We start from the raw sequence: 16019 nt of genomic DNA on the forward strand, positions 1-16019 counted from the left end.
GGGTGCGTCAGTCGGTGAGGTTCACCGAGCGGGCCGAGGAGGCACCGATCTCGTCGGCGATCTCGGTCAGCACCGTCTGCGGGACGGTCTCGTCGACGGTGAGGACGACCAGGGCCTCGCCGCCCTCCGCCGCCCGGGAGACCTGCATGCCCGCGATGTTCAGACCGGCCTCGCCGAGGATCTTGCCGACCGCGCCGACCACACCGGGGCGGTCCTGGTAGCGCAGGACGACCATGTGGTCGGCGAGCGCCAGGTCCACGTCGTGCTCGCCGATGGCCACGATCTTCTGGAGGTGCTTCGGGCCCGCCAGCGTGCCGGAGACCGCGACCTCCTCACCGCTGGAGAGCGTGCCGCGCACGGTGACCACGTTGCGGTGGTCGGGCGACTCGGAGCTGGTGGTGAGGCGGACCTCGACCCCGCGCTCCTGAGCGAAGAGCGGGGCGTTGACGTAGGAGACGGTCTCGTCGACGACGTCCTCGAAGACGCCCTTGAGCGCCGAGAGCTCCAGCACCTTGACGTCGTGCTGGGTGATCTCGCCGTACACCTCGACGTCGAGGCGGGCCGCGACCTCGCCCGCGAGCGCGGTGAAGATCCGGCCGAGCTTCTCGGCGAGCGGCAGACCGGGGCGTACGTCCTCGGCGATGACGCCGCCCTGGACGTTGACCGCGTCCGGGACCAGCTCACCGGCGAGCGCCAGGCGGACGGACTTGGCGACCGCGATGCCCGCCTTCTCCTGGGCCTCGTCGGTGGAGGCGCCGAGGTGCGGGGTGCAGACGACCTGGTCGAACTGGAAGAGCGGGGAGTCCGTGCAGGGCTCCTTCGCGTACACGTCCAGGCCGGCGCCGGCGACGCGGCCCTCCTTGAGGGCGGAGTACAGCGCCTCCTCGTCGACGATCCCGCCGCGCGCGGCGTTGACGATGCGGACCGAGGGCTTCACCTTGTGCAGCGCGTCGTCCCCGATGAGACCGAGGGTCTCGGGGGTCTTGGGCAGGTGCACGGTGATGAAGTCGGCGACCTCGAGCAGCTCGTCCAGGCTGAGGAGCTTGACGCCCATCTGCGCGGCGCGGGCCGGCTGGACGTACGGGTCGTACGCGACGATCTTCATGCCGAACGCCGACATGCGCTGCGCGACCAGGACGCCGATGCGGCCGAGGCCGACGACGCCGAGGACCTTCTCGCTGAGCTCCACCCCGGTGTACTTGGAGCGCTTCCACTCGCCGTTCTTGAGGGCGGTGTTGGCCTGCGGGATGTTGCGCGCGGTGGCGACCAGCAGACCGCAGGCCAGCTCGGCGGCGGTGACGATGTTGGAGGTCGGGGCGTTGACGACCATCACACCGGCCTTGGTGGCCGAGGAGACGTCGACGTTGTCGAGACCGACGCCGGCCCGGGCGACGACCCGGAGCTTCTTCGCGGCGGCGATGGCCTCGGCGTCGACCTTCGTGGCGGAACGCACCAGGATGGCGTCGACGTCGGCGATCGCGGGGAGGAGTTCGGCGCGGTCGGCGCCGTTGCAGTGCCGGATCTCGAAATCCGGACCCAGAGCGTCGACCGTGGCGGGCGACAGCTCTTCAGCGATGAGTACGACAGGTTTCGAGCTCACGTGAGTCCTCACAAGTCCAGTGCGGACGGCCGTCCCGACGGCCGCAGGCGGTGGAGGGGCTAGCCGCGTGGTAGACGCACGACACTGTGGGCCCTGACGCGTGTATGTGTTGAGAAGTGTAGTGGTGCGGGGGGCCCTCTACTGCGCCCCGGTGGAAGGATCACCCGCACGAGGGTGGACGTGGTGTACACCCGTACGGAACCACCGCTTCCGCGACCGGCTCGCACCCGGTTTCCGCAGTGACACGGGGATGTGAGGCGGGGGATACGGAGCGGGGCGGGCCCATCGGACCCGCCCCGCTCCCCCGAGGCCTAGGCCTCTTCGTCGTTCACCCAGCTCATGAGCTTGCGCAGCTCACGGCCGGTGGTCTCCAGCAGGTGGTCGCTGTCGGCCTTCTTGTACTCGTTGTACTTGGGCAGACCGTTGTGGTACTCGGCCATCCAGGCGTTGGCGAAGGTGCCGTCCTGGATCTCGGTGAGGACCTTCTTCATCTCGGCCTTGGTGGCGTCGGTGATGATCCGCGGGCCGGTGACGTAGTCGCCCCACTCGGCGGTCTCCGAGATGGACCAGCGCATCTTCTCCAGGCCGCCCTCATACATGAGGTCGACGATGAGCTTCAGCTCGTGCAGGCACTCGAAGTACGCGATCTCGGGCTGGTAACCGGCCTCGGTCAGCGTTTCGAAACCGGCCTTGACCAGGGCGGCGGTGCCACCGCAGAGGACGGCCTGCTCACCGAAGAGGTCGGTCTCCGTCTCCTCGGTGAAGGTGGTCTTGATGACGCCGGCCCGCGTGCCGCCGATGCCCTTGGCGTACGACAGGGCCAGCTCCAGGCCCTTGCCCGAGGCGTCCTGCTCGACGGCCACGATGCACGGGACGCCGCGGCCCTCCTCGTACTGGCGGCGGACCAGGTGGCCGGGGCCCTTCGGGGCGACCATGCAGACGTCCACGCCCGCCGGCGGCTTGATGAAGCCGAACCGGATGTTCAGACCGTGGCCGAAGAACAGCGCGTCGCCGTCCTTGAGGTTGTCCTTGACGGACTCCTCGTAGACCTGGGCCTGGATCGGGTCCGGGACGAGGATCATGATGACGTCGGCCTCGGCGGCGGCCTCGGCCGGGGTCACCACGCGCAGGCCCTGCTCCTCGGCCTTGGCCTTGGACTTCGAGCCCTCGTGCAGACCGACGCGGACGTCGACGCCGGAGTCACGGAGCGACAGCGCGTGGGCGTGGCCCTGGCTGCCGTATCCGAGAACCGCGACCTTGCGGCCCTGGATGATGGACAGGTCGGCATCGTCGTCGTAGAACAGCTCGGCCACTGGGTCTTCTCCTTGGTGTGCAGGTGTTACGTCCCACCGTACGGCGGGGGCGTCGTGTACGTGATCGGGTCTCGCCATGCGAGCGGCGCGGGCGCCGTCCCTCTGCCGGCTAGGCGGAACGGTCGAGGGCGCGCAGGGAGCGGTCGGTGATCGACCGCGCGCCACGCCCTATGGCGATCGTGCCGGACTGGACGAGCTCCTTGATGCCGTACTGCTCCAGCATCTTGAGCATCGCCTCCAGCTTGTCGGCTCCTCCGGTCGCCTCGATCGTGACGGCCTCCGGGGAGACGTCGACGGTCTTGGCGCGGAACAACTGGACGATCTCGACGATCTGGGAGCGGGTCTCGCTGTCGGCGCGGACCTTCACCAGGACGAGCTCCCGCTGGATCGCAGCGGACGGCTCGAGTTCGACGATCTTCAGGACGTTGACCAGCTTGTTGAGCTGCTTGGTCACCTGCTCCAGGGGCAGGCCCTCGACATTCACGACAATGGTGATGCGGGAGATGTCGGGGTGTTCGGTGGTACCGACCGCGAGCGAGTCGATGTTGAAGCCGCGTCGGGAGAACAGCGCGGTGATCCGGGCGAGGACACCGGGCTTGTTCTCGACCAGGACGGAGAGCGTGTGCTTTTCGGACATGGGAGTCGTTCTCTCTCTGTCTCTCAGTCGTCTTCGTTGTCGCCGAAGTCGGGGCGGACGCCACGTGCGGCCTGAACCTCGTCGTTGGAGGTGCCGGCGGCGACCATCGGCCAGACCATGGCGTCCTCGTGGACGATGAAGTCGATCACGACGGGGCGGTCGTTGACGGAGTTGGCCTCTTCGATGACCTTGTCCAGGTCGGCCGGGTCCTCGCAGCGGATGGCGTAGCAGCCCATGGCCTCGGACAGCTTGACGAAGTCCGGGACGCGGGTGCCCTTGGCCGGGGCGCCGTCCGTGTCCGTGCCCGAGTGCAGCACGGTGTTGGAGTAGCGCTGGTTGTAGAAGAGGGTCTGCCACTGGCGGACCATCCCGAGGGCGCCGTTGTTGATGATGGCGACCTTGATCGGGATGTTGTTGAGCGCGCAGGTGGTGAGTTCCTGGTTGGTCATCTGGAAGCAGCCGTCGCCGTCGATCGCCCAGACCGTGCGGTCGGGCATGCCGGCCTTGGCACCCATGGCGGCCGGGACCGCGTACCCCATCGTTCCGGCGCCGCCGCTGTTGAGCCAGGTGGCGGGCTGCTCGTAGTCGATGAAGTGGGAGGCCCACATCTGGTGCTGGCCGACGCCCGCCGCGAAGATCGTGCCTTCGGGGGCGAGCTTGCCGATGCGCTGGATCACCTGCTGCGGGGAGAGGCTGCCGTCATCGGGCAGGTCGTAACCCAGGGGATAGGTGTCGCGCCAGCGGTTGAGGTCCTTCCACCAGGCGGTGTAGTCGCCGGTGTTGCCGTCCGTGTGCTCGGCCTGGACGGCCTGGACCAGGTCGGCCAGGACCTCGCGGGCGTCGCCCACGATGGGCACGTCGGCGGTGCGGTTCTTACCGATCTCGGCCGGGTCGATGTCGGCGTGGACGATCTTGGCGTACGGGGCGAAGCTGTCCAGCTTGCCGGTGACGCGGTCGTCGAAGCGGGCTCCGAGGGCGACGATCAGGTCGGCCTTCTGCAGCGCGGTGACGGCGGTGACCGCACCGTGCATGCCCGGCATTCCCACGTGCAGCGGGTGGCTGTCGGGGAAGGCGCCGAGTGCCATCAGGGTGGTGGTGACGGGCGCTCCGGTCAGCTCCGCGAGGACCTTCAGCTCGGCGGTGGCCCCGGCCTTGAGGACGCCGCCGCCGACGTAGAGCACGGGGCGCTTGGCCTGGGTGATCAGCTTGGCCGCTTCGCGGATCTGCTTGGCGTGCGGCTTGGTGACGGGCCGGTAGCCGGGCAGGTCCTGGGTGGGCGGCCAGCTGAAGGTGGTCTTCGCCTGGAGGGCGTCCTTGGCGATGTCGACGAGGACGGGGCCCGGGCGGCCGGTGGAGGCGATGTGGAAGGCCTCGGCGATGGTGTGCGGGATGTCCTCGGCCTTGGTGACCAGGAAGTTGTGCTTCGTGATCGGCATCGTGATGCCGCAGATGTCGGCTTCCTGGAAGGCGTCGGTGCCGATGGCCTTGGAGGCGACCTGGCCGGTGATCGCGACGAGCGGGACGGAGTCCATGTGCGCGTCGGCGATCGGGGTGACCAGGTTGGTGGCGCCGGGGCCGGAGGTGGCCATGCAGACGCCGACCTTGCCGGTGGCCTGCGCGTACCCGGTGGCGGCGTGCCCGGCGCCCTGCTCGTGGCGGACCAGGACGTGGCGGACCCGGGTGGAGTCCATCATCGGGTCGTAGGCGGGGAGGATCGCGCCGCCGGGAATGCCGAATACCGTGTCGGCGCCGACTTCCTCGAGAGAACGGATGAGGGACTGCGCGCCCGTGACGTGCTCAACGGCGACGGACGGCTGTCCGCCGTTACGGGCGCGCGGCTGCGGGTGGTGGGCCCCGGTGGCCTGCTCGGTCATCGGCATTCTCTTCTCGAAGCTGAGGGTTTTCGCGGGTGTTTTGCAGCGATTTGAGAGGTGTCAGTGCAACAAAAAACCCCTCGTGCCGTGAGGCAAGCGAGGGGAGCGCGCCGGGTGCGGTCCGCAGAGTGTCGTGAGTGACTCTGCTTCAGCCGACGCGCTTTCCAAGTACGAGAATTCGGGTGCGCATGGCATTGACCCTCTCTCCGGCACGCATGACGTGTCAAGTGGGTGGGACGGGCGTCTCAGCATGTGATCCGGTGAGCAGCGGGATCGAGCCTCCCGCCATCACCGTACGGGGGCCGGGGACGCCCGGCACGGGGAACTGGCCGCGCACCAGGGCGCGTCGCAGCCGGTACTCGTCGAGCGGGCCGGAGAAGGCCATCCCCTGGCCGTGGGTGCAGCCCATGGCTCGGAGAGCGAGGACCTGCTCGGGGACGTCGACGCCGTCGGCGACGGACTGGAGGCCGAGGTCGCAGGCGATCCGGAGGAGTCCGCTGGTGATCTTGTGCAGCCTGGCCGATTCCACCACCCCCTCGACCAGGTTCCGGTCGAGTTTCAGTACGTCGATGGGGAGGCGGCGCAGCGCGTTGATCGCGGCGAAGCCGCTGCCGAAGCCGTCGAGGGCGATCCGGACACCGAGGCGGCGCAGGGCCACGAGGCGCTGCTCCAGCTCGTCGAAGGAGACCCGGGGGTCGCTGTCGGCCACCTCGATCATCAGCGCCCCCGAGGGCAGCCCGTGCCGGGTCAGCAGCGCCTCGATGGAGCCGAAGGGCAGGGCCTTGTCGAGCAGCCGGGTGGCCGAGAGGCGTACGGAGACGGCGACGGGGTGTCCGGCCCTGGCCCGGTCGGCGGCCTGCTTAACGGCCTCCTCCAGGAGCCAGCGGCCGAGCTCGGCGGTGCGGTCGTCGTCGCCGGTGACCCGGAGGAACTCGGCGGGGGTGAAGAGGATGCCCTGGGCGGAGCGCCAGCGGGCCTGCGCGGCGACGGCGGCGACCGAGCCGCTGGCGAGGTGGACGACCGGCTGGTGCAGCAGGGCGAACTCACCCTCGCGCAGGGCGGTGCGCAGCCGGCTGGCGAGCTCGGAGCGGCGTACGACGTCGGCCTGCATCTGCGGGGCGTACAGCTCGACCCGGTCCTTGCCGCCGGCCTTGGCGCGGTACATCGCGAGGTCCGCGTTGCGCATGAGGTCGGTGGGGGTGATCCCGGGCTCGGCGAAGGCGACGCCGATGGAGGCGGCCACCCGGACCTCGCTGGGGCCGATCCGGTAGGGCTGGGAGAGGGTGAGGCGGAGGCGGTCGGCGATCTCGTGGACCTGGTACTCCCGGGCGCCCTGGTCGCGGGTGCCGTCGCCCATGATGAGCGCGGCGAACTCGTCGCCGCCGAGGCGGGCCGCGGTGTCGCCGGCCCGGACGGACTCCTGGAGGCGGCGGGCCGCCTGGATGAGCAGCTCGTCACCCGCCTGGTGGCCGATGGTGTCGTTGACCGCCTTGAAGCCGTCGAGGTCGATGAAGAGCACGGCGGTGCCGGCGTCGCCGGCCCGGCGGCCGGTGAGCGCCTGGCGGACCCGGGAGGTGAACAGGGCCCGGTTGGGCAGGTCGGTGAGCGGGTCGTGCTCGGCGTTGTGCTGCAACTGGGCCTGGAGCCTGACACGTTCGGTGACGTCCCGGCTGTTGAGGAGGAGCCCGCCCTGGTGCCGGTTGACGGTGGACTCCGCGTGGAGCCAGTCGCCGGTGCCGGAGCGGAAGCGGCACTCGATGCGGGTGGTGGGCTCCTCGTGGGGCGGGGCGGCGAGGAAGCGCCGCACCTCGTGGACGACCCGGCCGAGGTCGTCGGGGTGGATGATCGAGGAGAGCTCGGCGCCGACGAGGTCCTCCGCGTCGCGACCGTACACTCCGGCGGCCGCGGGGCTCACGTACCGCAGGGTGCCGCTCGGGGCGGCGATCATGATGACGTCGCTGGAGCCCTGCACCAGGGAGCGGAAGTGGTTCTCCTTCTGGGCCAGCTCCTGGGTGAGGGAGATGTTGTCGAGGAGCATGATCCCCTGCCGGACGACCAGGGCGAGGACCACCGTGCAGCCGGTGAGTACGACGACGCGGTCCACCCGGCGGCCCTCGACCACGTTGTACAGAATGCCCAGGGTGCAGACGGCCGCGGCGAGATACGGGGTCAGCGCGGCCAGCGACCCGGCGATCGGGCGGCTGGTGGTGCGCGGCGGGCCCGGTCGGTCGGTGCCGGGGGCCCGGCGGCGCACCCCCCAGGGGGCGTAGGCCAGGAGCAGGGAACCGGCGAACCAGCCGGCGTCGAGCAACTGGCCCGAGTGGTAGGTGGAGCGCAGCAGCGGTGAGGTGAACACCGCGTCGCACAGGACGGTCAGCGCCAGGGCGGCGATCGCGGTGTTGACCGCGGAGCGGTTGGCCCCGGAGCGGCGGAAGTGCAGCGCGAGCACCATGGAGACGAGCACGATGTCCAGCAGCGGGTAGGCCAGCGAGAGCGCCGCCGGGCCCACACTGGCGTCCTGGGCACCCGCCATGTGCGCGGCGTGCGCTAGGGCGAGGCTCCAGGCGAGGGTCAGCAGGGAGCCGCCGATCAGCCAGGCGTCCAGCGCCAGGCAGACCCAGCCGGCCCGGGTGACAGGGCGCTTGGCGAGGACGAGCAGTCCGACGATGGCGGGCGGAGCGAAGCAGAGGAAGAAGGCGTCGGCCACCGACGGGGTGGGCACGGGGACGCCGAGCACCACCTCGTACCACCCCCAGACGGCGTTGCCGCAGGCCGCCATGAGGGAGGAGAGCGAGAAGAGCAGCCAGGCGGGCCGCAGCCGCCCGGCGCTCACCCGGGCGTAGAGGAAGCAGGAGACGGCGGCGGTCAGCGCCGCCGCGGCGAGGCCGAAGTCCCCCATGCAGCGGGCCAGTTGCGGCGTGCCCCAGCCGACGGCCGCTCCGACCGCGTATCCGGCGCAGATGACGCCGAGCAGGATCCGGGCCCGCAGCCCCGTGGAGCCCGCGGCGGAATGCGGCGAGAGCCATGCTCCCAGGACGCTCACCGGAGGGCTCCCCGCCCCGGCCCCGGCCGCCGGCCCGGGGTGGAATCCGGCCAGCTGCGGGCGCCTTGTCCAGGCAGCGGCAGCGGCCGCCGCGGCCCGCTCCGCCGCCTCGGACCGTCTCTCCATGGCCAGCACATCGCCCGTCGCCCCCTCGCGTTCCGATGCTCCCCCCGCGCCGCCCCCTGCCACGGCGCAGCCCTCCGGTCCGGACGATACACCAGGTCCGTCACTCAGGGCCATAGCCCCTCTACGCTCCGTAACGAAACGCGAGGTGGGCGGCACTGTGCGCATACGGATCACGCCTCGGCGTGACCGCCCCGGGGGCCTCAGCCAGTCGTGCTGACGACGTTCACGAGCGGCTCCCCCGCGGCGAACCGGGTGAGCTGCGTAGCCAGCAGCCGCTTGGCGCGTGGTTCGAACGCCGAGGTGCTGCCGCCCACATGAGGCGTGATCAAGACATTCGGAGCATGCCAGAGAGGATGGCCGGACGGCAGCGGTTCCGGGTCGGTGACGTCGAGTGCCGCCCGGAGCCGTCCGGATTCCAGTTCGGTCAACAGGGCCTTGGTGTCCACGACTCCGCCCCGGGCGACGTTGACGAGCAGGGCGCCGTCCGGCATCGCGGCGAGGAAGTCGGCGTCCACCAGGCCTTGCGTGGTGGGGTTCAGCGGGGTGGAGAGCACCACGACGTCGGCCTCGGGCAGCAGGGCGGGCAGGTCATCGAGCGTGTGTACGGGGCCGCGCCCGGTGGTCCGGGCGGAGCGCGCGACGCGCGCGACCCGCGCGCACTCGAAGGGCGCGAGCCGGTCCTCGATGGCCGCGCCGATGGAGCCGTACCCGACGATGAGCACGGACTTGTCGGCGAGCGCCGGGTAGAAGCCCGACCGCCACTCCTCGGCGTCCTGGCCGTGGACGAAGCCGGGGAGATCGCGCAGGGAGGCCAGGATCAGGGCGAGCGCCAGCTCCGCCGTGGACGCCTCGTGCACCCCCTTGGCGTTGCAGAGGCGTACGCCGGGGTGCAGCCGACCGAGCCCCGGCTCCACGTGGTCGATGCCCGCGGAGAGCGTCTGCACGACCTGGACGGCGCTCATGGCGCCCATCGGCCGGATGGCGATCTCTGAACCCTTCAGGTAGGGGACGACGTAGTACACGCAGTCCGCGGGGTCGCCGGGGTACTCCGGGCCCCCGTCCCAGAAGCGGTAGTCGAGGCCTTCGGGGAGTCCGTCGATCTCCTCGGCCGGAAAGGGGAGCCATACATCGGTACGCGTCGCGCCGGCAGTCGTCTCAGTCATGGTCAGGAGGCTATGCGACGGGTGTGCGAGTGCTCCAGGACGGCTGATCGAAGTCGCACCCGGGCCAGAGGTTAGTTTGGGGTGCGGTACGGCCCCGTGACCGCGGGTACGAAGAAAGGCCAGGGGAGTTGGAGCGCAGGACTATCGGGGCGTCGGGGCTCGCCGTGGGCGCGGTCGGTCTGGGCTGTATGCCGATGAGCTGGGGTTACAGCGCGTCGCAGCAGCGCGGTGACCGTTCGGTGCGTACGGTGCACGCGGCGCTCGACGCCGGTGTCCGGCTGCTCGACACCGCGGACATGTACGGGCCGTTCACCAATGAGCTCCTGGTGGGGCGGGCGCTGAAGGGGCGCCGGTCCGAGGCGTTCCTGTCCACCAAGTGCGGGCTGCTGGTGGGTGATCAGCACATCGTCGCCAACGGGCGCCCCGGTTACGTACGACGGGCCTGCGACGCCTCGCTGCGCCGCCTGCAGACCGATGTGATCGACCTCTACCAGCTGCACCGGGCCGACCCCGAGGTGCCGGTGGAGGAGACCTGGGGTGCGATGGCGGAGCTGGTGACCGCGGGCAAGGTGCGTGCGCTGGGGCTGTGCGCGGTGGGGGCGCGCGCTCCGCGCCGGTCGGGCGCCGGGCCGCATGCGGGAACGATCCGGCAGTTGGAGCGGATCCAGCAGGTCTTCCCGGTCAGCGCCGTCGAGGCGGAACTGTCGGTGTGGTCGCCGGAGGCGCTGGAGGAGCTGCTGCCCTGGTGTGCGGCGCGCGGGGTCGGGGTACTCGCCGCGATGCCGCTGGGCAGCGGCTATCTGACCGGGACGCTGAAGCCGGGGCAGGGGTTCGAGCCCGAGGACCTGCGGGCCCGGCATCCCCGGTTCACGGCCGAGATGATGGCGGCGAACCAGCCGGTGGTGGCCGGTCTGCGGCGGATCGGTGAGCGGCGCGGGGCGAGCGTGGCCCAGGTGGCGCTGGCGTGGGTGCTGCGGCAGGGGCCGCACGTGGTGGCGGTGCCGGGGGCGAAGCAGGAGCGGTGGGCGGTGGAGAACGCGCGGGCCGCGGAGGTGGAGCTGGAGCAGGCGGACCTGGCGGAGATCGCGGGGCTTCCCCGGGCGCGCGGGTCCTGGGACTGAGCCCGGGGGGCGTCCGGATCCGGGCGCCCGGCGGAAGATAGCAGGACAATGGGCCGCACCGGGGAATCCGGGCGGGGCCGCGATGTAGGAACAGGTAGTCAGGCAGGGTCAGGCAGCGTCGAAAGGATCGGTTCAGTGCGCGGTGCTGTGTTCGGATCAGTTCAGTCCCCCGCGGTGCGCAGGGGGGTGGTGGCCGCGCTGGCGACGGCCTCGCTGGTCCTGTCCGCCGCGTGCTCCACGGGCGGGGAGGAGAGCACGTCCGGGACGGGCGCCGCCTCGCCGACCGCCTCGCGGAGCTCCGGCTCCCCCTCGCCGAGCGAGTCGGCCGACCTGCCGCCCGCCAAGGGCACGGCCAAGGTCGTCTCGACGCTGACCGAGGAGCTGAAGTCGCCCTGGGGGCTGACCGCGCTGCCGGGCGGTGACCTGCTGGTGGCCTCGCGCGACGAGGGCACGATCCACCGGATCGACGGCGAGAGCGGGAAGCAGACGCTGCTGGGCTCGGTGCCCGGGGTCTCCCCGGCCGGAGAGGGCGGTCTGCTGGGGCTCGCGGTCCCCTCGACGTTCGGCGCGGACCAGCTGGTGTACGCCTACTTCACCACCGCCTCCGACAACCGGATCGTACGCATGCAGTACGACGAGAAGCGTCCGGCCGGGCAGCAGCTCGGGGCGCCGGACACCATCCTGCGCGGCATCCCCAAGGGGAACATCCACAACGGCGGCCGGATCGCGTTCGGCCCGGACAGGATGCTGTACGCGGGCACCGGCGAGACCGGGGACACCGGGCTCGCGCAGGACAAGGAGTCACTGGCGGGCAAGATCCTGCGGATGACCCCGGACGGGGAGCCGGTCCACGGCAACCCGGAGGCGGACTCGGTGGTGTATTCGTTCGGGCACCGCAATGTCCAGGGGCTCGCCTGGGACGCGCAGAAGCGGCTGTGGGCGGCCGAGTTCGGCCAGAACACCTGGGACGAGCTGAACCTGATCGAGCCCGGCGGCAACTACGGGTGGCCCGAGGTGGAGGGTCAGGAGGGCAAGGACGGGTTCATCGACCCGGTCGCCCAGTGGAAGACCTCCGAGGCCTCGCCCAGCGGCATCGCGTACGCGGAGGGCTCGATCTGGATGGCGGGGCTGCGGGGCGAGCGGCTCTGGCGCATCCCGCTCTCCGGGGACGCGGACAAGGAACCATTGGCCGACCCCCAGTCGTTCCTGGATGAGAAGCACGGCCGGCTGCGCACCGTGGTGAGCGCGGGCGGCGACCGGCTCTGGCTGGTCACCAGCAACACGGACGGCCGAGGAGAGCCGAAGCCCGGGGACGACAGGATCCTGCTGGTCGAAGTGGGGTAGGCGGACACCTCCGCGCCCCGCCCACGCACCATGTCCGAGGGAGCGCGACCGTGTTCGATTCCTTCGAGGAGCTCTTCGCCCCGGGGCGCAAGCACGGCGCCGACGAGCAGAAGAGGCTGGAGCTGAGCCGGGTGGACGTCGCCGCCGGCGATCCGGGCCGCGGCCGGCTCCGCTCCGGCTGTGCCTCCACTGTCGCGGGCCAGGAAGCGCGGCCGCATCGGGCGAGTGCCGCATCTTCGCCGGGCGGGGGGCCTTAAGGCCCCCGCCCGGCGGCCGGCCGCCTTAGCTCCTCGTATCCAGGGCTCAGCCCGCCGGTGTCCCCGCCACGGGCAGGGCAAGGAACAGGTCGAAGTACATGCCCACGGAGATCAGCACGCCGAGGGTGCCCAGGGCGACGCCGGCCAGCGCGACCGCCCGAATCCAGGCGGGCTGCGGTGTCGTGGCGGGGGTGCCGAAGACGGGGCGGACCACGACGAAGACGCCGACGAGCAGGGCCAGTACCGCGAAGAGACCGTTGACCAGGGCGGTGGTGTGCCAGGCGTCCGCGTAGATCTCGGAGATCTGCTGGGCCGCGCTGGAGCCGCCGGCGGTCTGGATCTGGCCCATCAGGGTTTCGCGTTCGGCGGCGACCCGGCCGGACCAGGCGCCGGTCAGGGCGACGATGCCGAGACCGGCGGAGACGACGGCCGTGGCGCCCGCGCCGACGCCGTGGCGGGCCTCGGTGAAGGGGCCGGGCTCCAGGTCGTCGTCCTCGGCCTCGGCGGTGGCCTCCGACGGCGCGACGGTCGCGGTGGGGTCCTCCGTGACGGCGGTGTCGGTGGCGCTCTTCTCGGGGTCGTCGGTGGGCGTGTCCGTCTTGGTGAGGTCGGTCGTCCGGGAGGGGGTGGTGTTCATGTGCCGCACGCTAGGGGCCCCGGATGAGAACCCTCTTAACGCCGGAGCTCCCCGCCGGTCCGAGCCCGCCATTCCGGGGCCAGCACGGACCAGATCTCCGAGTCGTGGCGTACGCCCCGGTAGAGGTAGTTCTGGCGCAGCACCCCGTCGCGGGTCATGCCGAGCCGCTTGGCCACCGCGATGGAGCGGGTGTTGGCGGCGGAGGCCACCCACTCGACGCGGTGCATGCCGCGCCCGTACACCGCCCAGTCGATCAGGCGCTCGGCGGCCCGGGTGATCAGGCCCCGGCCCTGGGCGGCGGGCTCCCGCCAGACACCGATCTCGCAGTTGCCCGACGCGGCGTCGAAGATCCGGAAGAGGACCCCGCCGACGAGGGTGCCGTCCAGCCAGATGCCGTAGAGCCGTCCGGTGTCCGCCGCCTGCTTGTCCGCGTACCGCTGGAGCAGGGCGCGCGCCGAGTCCAGGTCGCCGGCGGCGGAGGCGAACGGGATCCACGGGTCGACCAGCTCACGGGCCCGGTCCATGTGGGCGAGGAACTCCTCGGCCTGCCAGACCTCCAGCGGGCGCAGCTCCGCCCGGTCGTCTCCCAGGTCGTCACCCAGGGATATGGCGAACATCGTGCTCCTCCTTTGCCGACGCGACGCCCTCTTCCGTGACGCGCGCACCCGGGATCTTCGCATGATCCACCGCGCAGTCGGGCGGTTCGATGCTGATCCGGGGCAGCCGGCGGTCCAGCCAGCCCGGCAGCCACCAGTTCGCGCCGCCGAGCATGTGCATCAGGGCGGGGACCAGGAGCGTGCGCAGGACGAAGGCGTCCAGGGCGACGGCGGTGGCGAGCGCGATGCCGAACATGGCGATCACCCGGTCCCCGCTGAGCACGAAGGCGAGGAAGACGGAGATCATGATCACGGCGGCGGAGTTGATCACCCGGCTGGTCTCGGCGAGGCCGACCCGGACCGAGCGCCGGTTGTCGCCGGTCTCCAGCCACTCCTCGTACATCCGGCCGACCAGGAAGACCTGGTAGTCCATGGAGAGGCCGAAGAGGACCGAGACCATGATCACCGGGAGGAAGGGTTCGATGGGTCCGGCGCTGCCGAGGCCGAGCAGCTCGCTCCCCCAGCCCCACTGGAAGACGGCGACGACGACGCCGAAGGAGGAGGCGACGGCGGCGACGTTCATCACCGCGGCCTTGACCGGGATGCCGATGGAGCGGAAGGCGAGCAGGAGGAGAAGGCAGCCGAGGCCGATGACGACCCCGACGAAGAGGGGCAGCTTGCCGACGATGATCTCGGCGAAGTCGTCGTAGCTCGCCGTCACCCCGCCGACGTACGTCTCCAGCGAGCTCGTGTCCTTCACCGGCGGCAGCACGTCTTCCCGGATGCGGTCGACCAGCTCGCTGGTCTCCTGCGACTGGGGCGGGGAGTCGGGGACGACGGTGAGGAAGGCGGTGTCGCCGCTGCTGTTGTACGTGACCGGGCCGACCGAGGCGACGCCCTCGGTGGTGCGCAGCTTCTCGGGCAGCGAGTCCAGGGCGAGCCGGTCGTCCGCCCCGTCGAGCTGGGCGGCGATGGTGAGGGGGCCGTTGACACCGGGGCCGAAGCCGTCGGCGAGCAGGTCGTAGGCCTGCCGGGTGGTGGCCGCGGCGGGGTTGTTGCCCTGGTCGGAGGTGCCGAGGTGGAGGCCGAGGGCGGGCAGGGCGAGCACCACCATGACGACGGCCGCGATACCGCCGAGCAGTTTGGGGTGGCGCTCCACGAAGGCGGACCAGCGGGCGGCGAAGCCGGTGGGCAGTTCGGGGCGCGGGCCGTGTTCGGCGAGCTGCCGGCGTTCGCGGCGGCTGAGCGCCCGCATCCCGATGCGGGAGAGCAGGGCGGGCAGCAGGGTGACGGAGGCGGCCACGGTGAGGACGACGGTGAGCGAGGCGGCGATGGCGACGCCGTTGAGGAAGCTGAGCCGCAGGACCAGCATGCCGAGCAGCGCGATACAGACGGTCGCGCCGGCGAAGACGACCGCGCGGCCGGTGGTGGTGACGGCGTTCTGAGCCGCTTCGTCGACGGACATCCCGCGCCGGAGCCCTCTGCGGTGCCGGGTGACGATGAAGAGGGCGTAGTCGATGCCGACGCCGAGCCCGATGAGCATGCCGAGCATCGGGGCGAAGTCCGCCACGGTCATCACATGGCCGAGCAGGACGATGCCCGCGTAGGCGGTGCCCACGGAGACCAGGGCGGTGGCGATGGGCAGCAGGCTGGCGGCGAGCGAGCCGAAGGCGAGGAAGAGGACCACGGCCGCGACGACCACGCCGATCGCCTCGGCGATATGTGCGGAGGGCGCTTCGGTGAGGGCGACGGCGGTGCCGCCCAGTTCGACCTGGAGCCCGTCCGCCTCGGCGGCCTTCGCGGTGTCCACGAGGGCCTGGGCCTGGGAGACCGGGATCTCGTCGGCGGGGCGGTCGAAGGTGACCGTGGCGTAGGCGGTGCGGCCGTCCTCGCTGACCTGGCCGGTGCCCTCGGCCCCGTACGGGCCGGTGACCGCGCCGACGCCGGGCAGGGCGTCGATCGCGTGGAGGGTGCGGGTCATCGTCCGCTCGACGTCGGCGGCCCGGACCGTGGAGCCGGTGGTGTGCCAGACGACGGTGTCGGTGTCGCCGCCGAGGTCGGTGAAGCCGCGCGAGAGGAGCTCGGTGGCCCGGCCGGACTCCGCACCGGGCACCTCGTAGTCGTTCGAGTACGCGGAACCCGCGAACCCCGCCGCGGCAGCGGTGCCACCGAGGGCGGCGAGCCAGAAGAGGACGGCGAGCAGACGGTGCCTGATGCACCAGCGGGCGATGGCGGCCAACGGACGGGCTCCCTGCGGGTTCGTGGACCTTTACCCGCAGATAGGTTGATCTGCCCGTAAACGTCACAT

General features: G+C 71.3%; 12 protein-coding genes. 3 read left to right on the forward strand and 9 right to left on the reverse strand.

Annotated elements, in window-relative coordinates; all coding sequences use genetic code 11:
* Window positions 1-7: 7 nt before the first annotated feature.
* The 6 genes from serA to ABZ154_RS17855 all read right to left on the reverse strand — a co-directional run bounded on the left by serA (window position 8) and on the right by ABZ154_RS17855 (window position 9756).
* Complete coding sequence (serA, locus tag ABZ154_RS17830) at window positions 8-1600, reverse strand: phosphoglycerate dehydrogenase (protein WP_356833595.1); 1593 nt, start codon at window positions 1598-1600, stop codon at window positions 8-10.
* Between the two features lie 311 nt (window positions 1601-1911).
* On the reverse strand, window positions 1912-2913 hold the full coding sequence (gene ilvC / locus ABZ154_RS17835) for a ketol-acid reductoisomerase (RefSeq protein ID WP_356833597.1): 1002 nt from the start codon (window positions 2911-2913) through the stop codon (window positions 1912-1914).
* 109 nt (window positions 2914-3022) lie between these two features.
* The gene (gene ilvN, locus ABZ154_RS17840) at window positions 3023-3550 is read right to left on the reverse strand and encodes an acetolactate synthase small subunit (protein WP_006127785.1); all 528 of its coding nucleotides are present in this window, start codon (window positions 3548-3550) and stop codon (window positions 3023-3025) included.
* A 23-nt stretch (window positions 3551-3573) separates the two neighbouring features.
* Window positions 3574-5430, reverse strand: coding sequence for an acetolactate synthase large subunit (locus ABZ154_RS17845; RefSeq protein ID WP_356833599.1), 1857 nt, complete (start codon window positions 5428-5430; stop codon window positions 3574-3576).
* A 217-nt stretch (window positions 5431-5647) separates the two neighbouring features.
* Complete coding sequence (locus ABZ154_RS17850) at window positions 5648-8467, reverse strand: EAL domain-containing protein (protein ID WP_356833683.1); 2820 nt, start codon at window positions 8465-8467, stop codon at window positions 5648-5650.
* 326 nt (window positions 8468-8793) lie between these two features.
* Window positions 8794-9756, reverse strand: a complete 963-nt coding sequence (locus ABZ154_RS17855; RefSeq protein WP_356833601.1) for a 2-hydroxyacid dehydrogenase — start codon at window positions 9754-9756, stop codon at window positions 8794-8796.
* 164 nt (window positions 9757-9920) lie between these two features.
* Here ABZ154_RS17855 and ABZ154_RS17860 point away from each other — a divergent pair, with 164 nt between their 5' ends.
* The 3 genes from ABZ154_RS17860 (at window position 9921) to ABZ154_RS17870 (ending at window position 12478) form a co-directional block, all read left to right on the forward strand.
* Entirely contained in the window at window positions 9921-10877 is a 957-nt protein-coding gene (locus ABZ154_RS17860; RefSeq protein ID WP_356833685.1) for an aldo/keto reductase, read from the forward strand.
* A gap of 135 nt (window positions 10878-11012) precedes the next feature.
* Window positions 11013-12221: a PQQ-dependent sugar dehydrogenase gene (locus tag ABZ154_RS17865; protein ID WP_356833603.1), complete on the forward strand. Its 1209-nt coding sequence runs from the start codon at window positions 11013-11015 to the stop codon at window positions 12219-12221.
* Window positions 12222-12271: 50 nt separating this feature from the next.
* Window positions 12272-12478, forward strand: coding sequence for a DUF6191 domain-containing protein (locus ABZ154_RS17870; protein WP_356833605.1), 207 nt, complete (start codon window positions 12272-12274; stop codon window positions 12476-12478).
* 46 nt (window positions 12479-12524) lie between these two features.
* On the opposite strand, the gene ABZ154_RS17875 is transcribed toward ABZ154_RS17870, so the two are convergent.
* Genes ABZ154_RS17875 through ABZ154_RS17885 form a run of 3 tightly spaced genes read right to left on the reverse strand, consistent with a single transcriptional unit; the run spans window position 12525 to window position 15950 of the window.
* Window positions 12525-13115, reverse strand: a complete 591-nt coding sequence (locus ABZ154_RS17875) for a hypothetical protein (RefSeq protein WP_356833607.1) — start codon at window positions 13113-13115, stop codon at window positions 12525-12527.
* Between the two features lie 35 nt (window positions 13116-13150).
* The gene (locus ABZ154_RS17880; protein ID WP_356833609.1) at window positions 13151-13732 is read right to left on the reverse strand and encodes a GNAT family protein; all 582 of its coding nucleotides are present in this window, start codon (window positions 13730-13732) and stop codon (window positions 13151-13153) included.
* Window positions 13710-15950: an MMPL family transporter gene (locus ABZ154_RS17885; RefSeq protein WP_356833611.1), complete on the reverse strand. Its 2241-nt coding sequence runs from the start codon at window positions 15948-15950 to the stop codon at window positions 13710-13712. Before ABZ154_RS17885 ends, ABZ154_RS17880 begins: the two co-directional genes overlap by 23 nt.
* Window positions 15951-16019: the final 69 nt, after the last annotated feature.

Source organism: Streptomyces sp. NPDC006261 (genome assembly GCF_040613515.1).
Classification (GTDB): Bacteria; Actinomycetota; Actinomycetes; order Streptomycetales; family Streptomycetaceae; genus Streptomyces.